Raw genomic sequence first — 11,342 nt, 5'->3', positions numbered from 1 at the left:
CCCAGGGGCACCACTGTTGCGGCTGCGGTGCTGCTGTTGGGTTCGAGTTCGACGGTCCCCGCGCTCAGGGTGGTGTTGAGGGTGTAGGTTTTGCCCCAGCTCGCTGCGCCGTCGTAGCCGTAGATCTGGATGTAGGCGCGGCCTGCGGGTAGGAATGTGCCCTGGCCAGCGAGCCAGCTGCCGTCAGCGGYGGAGCCGTCGAGGTCGAAGCTGTAGAGGTTGGTGCCGTTGGCGTTGTAGATGCTGACCCTGTAGGTGAATCCGGTTCCGAGCCCGGCGGGGAACTTGAAGTTCAGGCCGACCCGGCCTGCCTTGGGCAGGTCGATGGCGTAGTAATCGGTGTCCTCGGAGCTTGCGCTCAGTGTTGAGCCGGAAATGGTGGTTCCCAGGGGAGCCACTGTGGCCGTGGCCATGGTGTTGTTGGGCTCAGTCTCTGCCGTCGCAGCTAGGGAGGGCGCAGCGGTGAGAAGTGAAAGGAGCACTGCAAATAGTGCCGTGAGTGCTGTGCGTGCCGGACTGAAAATACGCCGTATCGCGCCGACCCTATTTGATGTCAATTTGTCCCCCTGAATTGTGTGTTTGCGCGAGTGCAGTCGACAAAGTACATGAAGAGTGTTTGCTCAAGATAATGAAAGCCCCCAAGTGTCATGCAAAATTCTGCTAACTGGCCGGCCTCGTCGAGTCGAAACGGAATTTGCCAAGGCGCTGGAGGCGCGGCTTATTCGTTAGGTGTGTGCGGGGACCTCGCTTTGCTGGGGTCGGGCATCGCTATTCCAGGGGAGAAAATGACGTTTGTGGCATGCCGTTGGCTGCGCTGCTGTGCCACGACGCAACTGTAGGTTTTTAACCTGTACCTTTTCTTGGCTTTCCCGTCGAAACCCGAGTGCTTTCTCGCACGATGAAGCGCCTACGCAGAGAACGGCACGTTCGTAACTCCGCCCTCCGAGAATTAGATAGCATCGACTTCATTCATCGATATCATTTCCGATTCAGCATCCTGCCAGTCTCCTGGGCCAGTGCACCCGCAGCTCAGGTGGTGCCGGAAACGGTGCTGGCGGAAGCCGTGCTTGTTACCCAGTCGCAGGCTGCGGCGCACCCGTGACGGCGCGCTTCGGATCAGCCCGGGCCGCGAGTCAGCCGGGGCGCTGCCCCGGCGCTTGCTCCGGCCCGGGGCCGCGGGCCGCTTCCTCACCGGCCCGGACAGTGGCATCGATCATGGAGTTCATGAAGCGGGTGGCGATCTCCAGTTCTTCGGGCGTGAAGTTCGCCATGGCTGCGCCCATGTGGCGGGCCAGCGGCAGGAACATTGCGCCGCCGTCCCGGTAGGCCTTGGGCGTCATGCGCAGCTGCACCTGGCGGCGGTCCGCGCCCTCGCGCTCACGGACCACGTGGCCGGAACTGTGGAGCCGGTCGATCAGTGCGGTGGTGGCCGGGGAGCTGAGGTTCAGCTCTTTCCTCAGCACCCCTGGAGTGACAATCTGGTCCCGCGCCGCGTGCCGCATGATGACGGCGAGGGCGTTGAGGTCCGTGCGGTGCATGTCGTTGCGGCCGCCGGCGGAGTCCACGTAGCGGTTGGCTTCGAGGGTGAATTCCTGCAGGAGCCGGACGAGGGGCGGCGGACCGGCGGCTTCGGGCGGGACTGTGTTCTTGGGCGAGACCGCGTCTTCGGATAGGCCCGGGGATTCGGCTGACACGGCGGACCTCCTTCGTCCCTTGATCCTGCCCCGGTGGTCTGACCGCGGCAGGTCGGCGCTGTCGACGGCGCCTTCGGGAGTCTACTGCAGGGTCTGCGGAGAGGCCTGACGCCGGCTGTCTTTCCATTCTCCTCCGGTGCCCCCGGCAAATGGGTTATCTCTATGATGGAGATAGTCTACTATGGAGTTGATCTCTGCTCCCACTCCGAGGCGCACCCTGGAAGGAAACATGAAAACGACTTCGTCCGCGGCGACCCGTGTCCCGTTCTGGCTGCGCTGGCTGGTCCCCGCAGTGCTCGTCCTGGCCTGGCTGGCGATCGCCGGCGTCGGCGGCCCTACATTCGGCCGCCTGAGCGAGGTGTCATCAAATGACCAGGCATCGTTCCTTCCCGCCGGGGCCGAGGCCACCGAGGCTGCGGACTGGCAGGCAAAGTTCAGGGACTCCAAGGAGATCCCGGCAGTGATCGTGGTTGAGAGCGACTCCGCCTTCACCCCGGCCCAGCTCCGCGAGACCGCGGCCCTCAAGGGCAAGCTAGAGGCCCTGCAGGCCGGGAGCACGGTTATCGGTCCCATCCCTTCCGAGGACGCCAAGGCAGTCCAGTTCGTGGTGCCCATTGCTTCCTCGGCGGAAGTGAAAACAGTCGTCAAGGAACTGCGCAACGAGGTCCGGGCGTCCGCGCCGGCCGGAATGCAGACATTCGTCACCGGACCGGCCGGCCTCACCGCGGACCTTGTGAGTGCCTTTGCCGGCATTGACGGCATCCTGCTGCTCGTGGCCCTGGGCGCCGTGTTCCTGATCCTGCTGATTGTCTACCGTTCCCTGCTGCTGCCCGTCATGGTGCTGTTCACGTCGGTCTTCGCGCTGTGCGCCGCGATCCTGCTGGTGTTTGGCATGGCTAAGGTCGGCTGGATCCAATTGAACGGCCAGAGCCAGGGCATCCTGTCCATCCTGGTGATCGGCGCAGCCACCGACTACGCCCTGCTGTATGTGGCCCGGTTCCGCGAAGCCCTGACCCACACCACCGACCGGACGGCCGCCGCCGTCACCGCATGGAAGGCGGCCTGGGAACCGATCCTGGCCTCCGGCGCCACCGTAATCATCGCGCTGCTCTGCCTGCTGTTCTCCGACCTCAACTCCAACAAGGCCCTCGGCCCGGTGGCGGCGGCGGGCATCCTCTGCGCGCTCTTCGCCGCCCTGACCCTGCTGCCGGCCCTGATGGCACTGCTGGGCCGGGCAGCGTTCTGGCCGTTCCGGCCCAAACTGCTCCCGGAAACCGATCGGGAACCGGAACTGGTCACCGGCCTCGAGGGCCAGAAGGGACTCTGGCGGGCCACCGGTTCGCTCGTATCCCGCCGGCCGCGCACGGTCTGGGTCGCCTCGGTGCTGCTGCTCCTGGTAGCCGCTACCGGCCTCCTGCAGCTTAAAGCCAACGGCGTCGCCCAGACCGACGTCATCCTCACCTCCTCCAATGCCGTCGACGGGCAGGATGCCCTGGGCCGGCACTTCGACGCCGGGTCCGGCAGCCCCGCGGTGATCGTGGCCGACGAGGCAAACGCCCAGGACGTTCTGGCGAAGCTGCAGACCAGCGACGGCGTCGGAGACGCCTATCTGCTGGCCGAAGGCGGCGCCCCGGTCATCACCGGCGCCCCGGGCGCGCCGGCTGCCCCCGCAATCAGGGACGGGAAGGTCCTGATCAACGCGACGCTGAACCACGCCGCGGACTCCGCCGAGGCCGAAAACGCCGTGGTGTCGCTCCGCCAGGACCTGAAGAAGATAGACAGCGGTGTGCTGGTCGGCGGTGTGACGGCCACGGCGCTGGATACCAACACCACTGCCCAGCGCGACCTCGTCACCATCATCCCGGTGGTCCTGGGCGTCATCCTGGTCATCCTCATGCTGCTGCTGCGCTCGGTGCTCGCGCCGGTCCTGCTGGTCGCCTCGGTGGTCCTGTCCTATGCCGCGGCGATGGGCGTCTCCGCCTTCGTGTTCAACAATGTCTTCGGCTTCCCGGGCGCGGACGCGACGGTGCCCCTGTTCGGCTTCGTCTTCCTCGTGGCACTGGGCGTCGACTACAACATCTTCCTGATGAGCCGGGTCCGGGAGGAATCCCTCAAGCACGGCACCCGGGCCGGCATCCTGCGCGGCCTCGTAGTGACAGGCGGGGTCATCACCTCTGCCGGGGTGGTCCTGGCGGCCACCTTCGCGGCCCTCGGCGTCATCCCGATCATGTTCCTGGTCCAGCTCGCCTTCATCGTCGCGTTCGGCGTCCTGCTGGACACGGTGCTGGTCCGCTCCCTGCTGGTGCCCGCGCTGGCCTACGACATCGGCCCGCGGCTTTGGTGGCCCGGCAAGCTCGGCCGGCCAGGGAGCGGGGCTGTGGCCCGCGACGGCGCCCGGGCCACGCTGTCCGCCGAAAATCCGAAGGCAGATCCGGCTGAAAACGAGGAGGCCGGGGTCCGCTAGGCGGAACCGAAAACCGCAGCCGCCGTCACTGTCCCTGGTCCCCCCACCAGGCGACGGTGGCGGCGGCTGCCTCGTGCAGCGGGGTCGGTGTCAGCCCCAGCGCGGCCTGGCTCGCCGTGGAATCCATGACGAAGGGGTGCTCGAACTGGTACAGGGTCTCGGCCAGGTCCCGCATATCCGGAGAAAACACTCCCATTGCCCTCACCGCCCACCCGGGAACGCCGGTGACACGCGGTGCCCGGGCGCCGGCCGCCTTGGCGAATGCCCCCGCGATCTCGCGCTGGGTCAGTGCAGGTCCGGTGGGCGCATGCCATACCCGGTTCCACACCTGAGGCCTGCCAGCCGCCGCAATCATGGCGGCCGCGAGGTCCGGGACGTACGTGAAGGAATGCGGCCGGTCCGCCCGCCCGATCACCTGCATTGGCTTGCCGGCCGCGACGGGCCGGACCATGCGCTCGCCGGCGTGCGAGTTGCGGACCCGCGGCCCGAAGAAATCGCCGGCCACCATGCTCACGGTGGCGGTGGGGGAGGCCGCCCGGGCCGCGAGCAGTGCGGTCCGGACTCCGCGCTTGCCGCCCTGCGCCTGCCGGGGGCTGTCCTCGGTCATGATGTTTTCCGGGGTGCTGTAGGAGTACAGGCTTTCCGGGAAGACCACGACGGCGCCCGCCGCGCCCGCCGCGGCGAGCACATTCAGCTCGGCGGCCGGCAGTTCCCTGGCCCACACCTCGGCGTTGTAGCGCGAGCCGTGGATGCAGTGAAAAACGGCCGCGGCGCCCTGGACGGCCTCGCCGAGCCGGGCGGGCTCGGACACGTCGATCGACACTCGTTCCACCAGCGGGTGGGCGGGTCCGCTGCCGGACCTCGTCAGGAGGCGCACCCGGTGGCCCGCCGCTGCCAACTGTTCGGCGACGGTCCAGCCCACCGGGCCGGCCCCTGTGACGACATAGAGCCTGGACGGTTGGTGTCCGGAGGCTGCAGGTTGGGACATTCCGATCTCCTTTTGAAATAACGAGAGCAGTGCTCTCCCATTCAGGATGCGCCGCCGTGGCCGGCAAGTCAAGAGCGGTGCTCACATTTGTTGACAGTGCTCTTGGATGTGGAATGCTGGACTCATGCCAGAGGACAGGATTGCGGGCGCGATAGACGTCGGCGTTGCGGCAGGCCCGGCCGGAGCGGCCGGAGCGGCCCCGGCGGCGGCGCGGCTGCGCACCCCGCGCGAGCGTGCCCGCGCCCAGACGGTGGCCGATATCGTCCGGCTGGGCCGGGAGCATCTGGCGCTGCACGGGGCCGCCGCGCTGTCCCTCCGCGCCGTGGCCCGTGATCTCGGGGTTGTCTCTTCGGCGGTCTACCGCTACGTGGAGAGCCGCGATGAGCTGCTGACCCTTCTGCTGATTGATGCGTACAACGAACTTGGCGATGCGGTGGATGCCGCCGTCGGGGCAGTGCCGGAGGATGACTTCGGCGGGCGCTTCACGGCGCTGGGCCGCGCGGTGCGGGACTGGGCGCTGCACGAGCCCTCCCGCTACGCCCTGCTCTTCGGCAGTCCGGTGCCCGGTTACCAGGCTCCGGCGGGGCGGACCACCGGCCCCGGGACGAGGGTGATTACTGCCCTCATGGGAATCCTCGACGGCGCCTTCCGGGCCGGGCGGCTCGCCGTGACCGGCCAGCGGGGTCCTGCCGTGGCCGCCGGGCTGGCGGGGGACCTGGCGAAAATCCGCGCCGAGTTCGGCCTGGCGGTGCCGGATGACCTCCTGGCCCGCGGTGCACTGGCCTGGACCTCGCTCTTCGGTGCCGTCAGTTTCGAGGTTTTCGGCCAGTATGGCCCAGACACGTTCACAGCCCGGGAGGAGCTCTTCGGCCACCACCTCGCGGTGCTGGCCGACGTCGCGGGTCTGCCGGCGGCCGGCGCTGCCCGGTAAACCAGGTTCCCCTGTTGCCTTGCCGTGGCGCTCGATAGACTGCCCCTGCGCCCGCACGGGCGCGCCAGATGCGTCCAGGAAGGATCCATCCATGTCTGAAGAGACCAGGCCTGAAGAGAACAGGCCTGCAGAGAACACGCCTGAAGAGAATGTCCCCGGAAAAGCGGCGCCGCGGAACGTCGATACCGGTCCCGCGGAAGATGAGGCAGAGGCCGCGGCACCTGAGGGGCAATACGTTGAGGGCGACTACGGCTCCGCCGGCACGGCAGGCCAAGTCCCGCCCACCGCCGTCGAGGGGGAGTACGCCGCGGGGGACTACGGCGAGGCCGGCGTGGCCGGAGCCGCCGTCGTCGGCGACGTGGAAGGCGACTATCCCGAGGGCGACTACGGCGAGGGCGGGGTCTCCGGTGAGCCCGCCGGCGTCGCCGAGGAAGGTGAATACCCCGAGGGTGACTACGGGAGCGCCGGTATGTCCCGTCCCGAGCGATCCGCCCGGCCGGCAACAGGAGAACCTGCCGACGGCGACGCGGCTCGGGGCGACAACTAACGGGATCAAAGCTGGCGGGACCAGCCGGCGCGGGCGCCGGCTGGTCCCCTGCCCAGGTCTGCGCCCCTGCGCCCAGCGGGCAGGTTCGCGCAGGGCGAAACGCCGCCCGGGACGCGCCGGAAGGGCTGGATTGAGGGGAATTTAGGCGGCGAGGAGCTGCCGCGGGCGAGGCGGGAAAGCAAAGTTGAGTCGACTTCGCTCAACTTTAAATTGACTTATGTCCCCCTCTGGGTAAAGTTGAGTGTAGATCGCTCAATAACGGTCGGACCCACTGCGGTTAGAGCCCTTGCGGTTGGAGCCACTGCGGGTCCGCGGCCATCTCCGCAAGATTCCAAGGAAGTAAGGAAACAATCCATGTCACGTGCAGTAGGTATTGACCTCGGAACCACTAACTCCGTCGTCTCCGTTCTCGAAGGTGGCGAGCCCACCGTCATTGCCAACGCCGAGGGTGGCCGCACCACGCCGTCGGTTGTTGCCTTCTCCAAGTCCGGCGAGGTCCTGGTCGGCGAGATCGCCAAGCGCCAGGCCGTCAACAACATTGACCGCACCATCGCGTCCGTCAAGCGCCACATGGGCACTGACTGGACCGTCGCCATTGACGACAAGAAGTACACGGCGCAGGAAATTTCCGCCCGTATCCTCATGAAGCTTAAGAACGACGCCGAGTCCTACCTCGGTGAAAAGGTCACCGACGCCGTCGTCACCGTGCCGGCCTACTTCAACGACGCCCAGCGCCAGGCCACCAAGGAGGCCGGAGAAATCGCCGGCCTGAACGTCCTGCGCATCGTCAACGAGCCCACAGCGGCCGCCCTGGCCTACGGCCTGGACAAGGGCAAGGAAGACGAACTCATCCTGGTCTTCGACCTCGGCGGCGGAACCTTCGACGTCTCCCTCCTGGAGGTCGGCAAGGATGAGGACAACTTCTCCACCATCCAGGTCCGCGCCACCGCCGGTGACAACCACCTCGGCGGCGACGACTGGGACCAGCGCGTCGTTGAATACCTGCTGAACCAGCTCAAGGTCAAGGGCATCGACCTCACGAAGGACAAGATTGCCCTGCAGCGTCTCCGCGAAGCCGCGGAGCAGGCCAAGAAGGAACTCTCTTCCTCCTCCAGCACCAACGTTTCCCTCCAGTACCTGTCCGTCACCCCCGACGGCCCGGTCCACCTGGACGAGCAGCTGACCCGCGCCAAGTTCCAGGACCTCACCAAGGACCTGCTGGACCGCACCAAGAAGCCGTTCCAGGACGTCATCAAGGAAGCCGGCATCAAGCTCTCCGAGATCGACCACATCGTGCTCGTCGGCGGCTCCACCCGCATGCCGGCCGTCTACGACCTCGTCAAGGAACTGGCCGGCGGCAAGGAGCCCAACAAGGGCGTCAACCCCGATGAGGTCGTCGCCGTCGGCGCCGCCCTGCAGGCCGGTGTCCTCAAGGGCGAGCGCAAGGACGTGCTGCTGATCGACGTCACCCCGTTGTCCCTTGGCATCGAAACCAAGGGCGGCATCATGACGCACCTGATCGAGCGCAACACCGCCATCCCGACCAAGCGGAGCGAAACCTTCACCACCGCGGATGACAACCAGCCGTCCGTGGCCATCCAGGTCTTCCAGGGCGAGCGTGAGTTCACCCGCGACAACAAGCCGCTGGGCACGTTCGAGCTGACCGGCATCGCGCCGGCCCCCCGCGGCGTTCCGCAGGTCGAGGTCACCTTCGACATCGACGCCAACGGCATCGTGCACGTTTCGGCGAAGGACAAGGGCACCGGCAAGGAACAGTCCATGACCATTACCGGCGGCACCGCGCTGTCCAAGGAAGACATCGACCGCATGGTCCACGACGCCGAAGAGCACGCAGCCGAGGACAAGGCCCGCCGCGAGGCAACCGACACCCGCAACACGGCCGAGCAGCTCGCCTACTCCGTGGACAAGCTGATCGCCGACAACGCCGACAAGCTGCCCGAAGAGGTCAAGACCGAGGTCAAGGCCGACGTCGACGCCCTCAAGAAGGCCCTCGAAGGCACCGATGACGCCGCCGTGAAGACCGCGTTCGAGAAGCTGCAGGCTTCCCAGACCAAGCTCGGCGAAGCCATCTACGCCCAGGCCGGTTCCCCCGACGGCCACGCCGGTGCGCAGGGTGCCCCCGCAGGCGAGCCGGCAGCCGGCTCCGACGAGGACATCGTCGACGCCGAAATCGTTGACGAAGACGAGAAGAAGTAATCATGCCGCATCACGGTAACGAAGAAGAGCACGGTTCTTCCGAGAGCCGGCGCGACGCGGAACAGCAGGAGAACGAGCCGCAGAAGCCGGTGATCCACGACAACCGCAAGGTTGATCCGAAGACCGGCCAGGCCCGCCACCCCGGCCAGGAGCACGCAGCTGCCGCGGCAGACTCCGGGGACGCACTGTCCCAGGCGGAGGACATCCTCAACAGTGTTGAGGTGCCCGCCGCGGAATCTGTGGCCCAGGGCGCGCCCGCTGCCGAGGCGGAGGAGCTCAGGAATGACCTCCGCCGTCTGCAGGCCGAGTACGTCAACTACCGCAAGCGGGTCGAGCGCGACCGGGCCGTGGCGGGCGAGATGGCCGTCATCGGCGTCCTGAACGCGCTGCTGCCGGTACTGGACGACGTCGACGCCGCCCGCCAGCACGGCGACCTCGCGGACGGCCCTTTCGCCGCGATCGCCGCCAAACTGGAGGCTGCGCTGAAGACGTACGGACTGGTCCGCATCGACGAGACCGGCGTGGAGTTCGATCCGACCATCCACGAGGCCCTCATCCAGCAGCCCGGCACGGATATCGAAATCGATACCGTCAGCCAGGTGCTGCGCTCGGGCTACAAGTCCGGCGACCGTGTCCTCCGCGCGGCCCAGGTGATCGTGGCGGTACCGGCGTAGTCACCTATCGCGAAGCGAGACAAGGGGCCCCGCCCCTACGCGTGGCGGCTTAGGGTCCTGCGGACCCAAGCCGCCACGCTCCGATAGGCCCGATGCCACTCCCGGGCCCCTTGTCTCGCTCCGCTCAGCGGTTGTCTCGCCTAAGGTGAGATGAACGCAGCGCAGCTCGATAGGGGGCCGCGGCGTGGCGGGCACCGCGAAGCGGGCACGGCCCCCTATCCAGCGGAGCTCGAACGCAATACAGACTTTGAAAGGAAACGCCATTGGCTAGCCAGGACTGGGTGGACAAGGACTTCTACAAGATCCTTGGTGTCGCCAAGGACGCTTCCGACGCCGACATCAAGAAGGCTTACCGCAAACTTGCCCGGCAGCACCACCCGGACACCAATGCGGGGAACGTCGCGTCGGAGAAGAAGTTCAAGGACATCTCCGAGGCCTATTCCGTGCTCTCGGATCCCGATGAGCGCCAGCAGTACGACGCCATCCGGGCCATGGGCGGCGGCGCACGCTTTGCCCCTGGCGGAAGCGGCGGGGCCGGCGGCGGAGCTGGCTTCGAGGACCTCTTCGGCGGGCTCTTTACCGGCGGCGGAGGCCGCCACTCCGGCGGCTACAGCACGGCCGGCGGCATGCCGCCCGAGTTTGCAGATCTCTTCGGCGGCGGCGGATTCGGCGGCGGGGGCCAGTCCTTCCAGCGGGCTCCGCAGAAGGGCTCGGACCGCACCGCGTCGACCTCGATCTCGTTCGGCGGGTCCATCCGCGGCACCACGATCGGCCTGCGTGAACCGGACGGTGAGGTCATCGACGTCCGCATCCCGGCCGGCATCAAGGACGGACAAAAGGTCCGCGTCCGCGGCAAGGGGCAGTACGCCCCCGCCGGCAACGGCGACCTCATGGTCACCGTCTCGGTAAAGCCGCACGAATTCTACGTCCGCGACGGCGACAACCTCCGGATCCACGTCCCGGTCTCCTTCCCGGAGGCGGCCCTGGGCGCAGACATCGAGGTTCCGACGGTCGACGGCGACACGGTCAAGGTCAGGGTTCCGGCAGGGACGCCCTCGGGCAGGACCCTGCGCGTCAAGGGCCGCGGCGTCAAGCACGCCAAAGCCACCGGCGATCTGCTGGTGACGATCGACGTCGCTGTTCCGCGGAAGCTGAACAAGGAAGCGGAGGAGGCCGTGAAGGCCTTCGCCGCGGCCACCGCCAATGAGGACGTCCGCGCGGGCCTGGCAGCCAAGGCCCGGCTCTAGGAACGGGATCCAGCCATGGCCATCGACTTCGACCAGCCGATCTTCGTCATCTCCGTTGCCGCGGAACTGGCGGACATGCACCCGCAGACGCTGCGCCAGTACGACCGGCTGGGCATCGTCTCGCCCAGCCGTGCCCCGGGCAAGTCGCGGCGTTACTCGCAGCGGGATGTGAATATGCTTCGCGAGGTCCAGCGGCTCTCCCAGGAGGGGGTCTCGCTGGAGGGCATCAAGCGGATCCTCCAGCTGGAGAACCAGGTGGCCGTCCTGCAGCGCCGGGTCGGAGAACTGACTGAGGAACTGGGCCGGCGCCGCCAAGGGGCCGATTCGCGGATCTTCGCCGCAGGAACTGCCGGCGACGTCGTCAGCCTGGCCCGCGGCAAGCGTCCGCAGGCGCGGTCGCAGGCGCTGGTGGTGTGGCGGCCGAGGGGCATGGGCTAGGACTCATCTCGCGGGTTCCCCAGGTTTCCCTGGTGAGCAGGGCGGCGATGACACGGCCACGGGGAATGTGTCAACCATCACGTTTTTCAGTTACGTCGCAATGCCGGGGCAAGTAGCGGCAGGAGCAAACCGAGTACACCGG

Annotated in this window: 10 protein-coding genes; 7 read left to right on the top strand and 3 right to left on the bottom strand. The window is 67.3% G+C overall.

From position 1 onward, the window contains the following. Both AC1DGD_RS12785 and AC1DGD_RS12780 read right to left on the bottom strand, forming a co-directional pair. A partial coding sequence (locus tag AC1DGD_RS12785; RefSeq protein WP_476857032.1) for a hypothetical protein occupies positions 1–482 on the bottom strand: 482 nt, incomplete at its 3' end. Between the two features lie 651 nt (positions 483–1,133). Beyond that, positions 1,134–1,694: a MarR family winged helix-turn-helix transcriptional regulator gene (locus AC1DGD_RS12780; protein ID WP_476857031.1), complete on the bottom strand. Its 561-nt coding sequence runs from the start codon at positions 1,692–1,694 to the stop codon at positions 1,134–1,136. A 229-nt stretch (positions 1,695–1,923) separates the two neighbouring features. Here AC1DGD_RS12780 and AC1DGD_RS12775 point away from each other — a divergent pair, with 229 nt between their 5' ends. After that, positions 1,924–4,158, top strand: a complete 2,235-nt coding sequence (locus AC1DGD_RS12775) for an MMPL family transporter (protein WP_476857030.1) — start codon at positions 1,924–1,926, stop codon at positions 4,156–4,158. A 25-nt stretch (positions 4,159–4,183) separates the two neighbouring features. On the opposite strand, the gene AC1DGD_RS12770 is transcribed toward AC1DGD_RS12775, so the two are convergent. Beyond that, entirely contained in the window at positions 4,184–5,146 is a 963-nt protein-coding gene (locus AC1DGD_RS12770) for an NAD-dependent epimerase/dehydratase family protein (protein WP_476857029.1), read from the bottom strand. Positions 5,147–5,270: 124 nt separating this feature from the next. On the opposite strand from AC1DGD_RS12770, the gene AC1DGD_RS12765 reads away from it, so the two are divergent. The 6 genes from AC1DGD_RS12765 (at position 5,271) to AC1DGD_RS12740 (ending at position 11,200) form a co-directional block, all read left to right on the top strand. Continuing rightward, a complete protein-coding gene (locus AC1DGD_RS12765) occupies positions 5,271–6,077 on the top strand; it encodes a TetR/AcrR family transcriptional regulator (protein WP_476857028.1) in 807 nt (268 codons plus the stop codon). A gap of 91 nt (positions 6,078–6,168) precedes the next feature. Next, on the top strand, positions 6,169–6,624 hold the full coding sequence (locus AC1DGD_RS12760) for a hypothetical protein (protein WP_476857027.1): 456 nt from the start codon (positions 6,169–6,171) through the stop codon (positions 6,622–6,624). A gap of 354 nt (positions 6,625–6,978) precedes the next feature. Further along, on the top strand, positions 6,979–8,841 hold the full coding sequence (gene dnaK, locus AC1DGD_RS12755) for a molecular chaperone DnaK (protein WP_079550752.1): 1,863 nt from the start codon (positions 6,979–6,981) through the stop codon (positions 8,839–8,841). A 2-nt stretch (positions 8,842–8,843) separates the two neighbouring features. Continuing rightward, positions 8,844–9,515: a nucleotide exchange factor GrpE gene (locus AC1DGD_RS12750; protein WP_230009328.1), complete on the top strand. Its 672-nt coding sequence runs from the start codon at positions 8,844–8,846 to the stop codon at positions 9,513–9,515. A 263-nt stretch (positions 9,516–9,778) separates the two neighbouring features. Further along, the gene (locus tag AC1DGD_RS12745) at positions 9,779–10,762 is read left to right on the top strand and encodes a DnaJ C-terminal domain-containing protein (protein WP_476850743.1); all 984 of its coding nucleotides are present in this window, start codon (positions 9,779–9,781) and stop codon (positions 10,760–10,762) included. Between the two features lie 15 nt (positions 10,763–10,777). Then, positions 10,778–11,200 (top strand): heat shock protein transcriptional repressor HspR, encoded by a 423-nt coding sequence (locus AC1DGD_RS12740; RefSeq protein ID WP_476857026.1) that lies wholly within the window; start codon positions 10,778–10,780, stop codon positions 11,198–11,200. Positions 11,201–11,342: the final 142 nt, after the last annotated feature.

This window comes from Arthrobacter sp. 05T45 (genome assembly GCF_056395875.1).
Note: the sequence above shows the minus strand (reverse complement) of the source record. Positions and strands in the feature narration are given on the sequence as shown.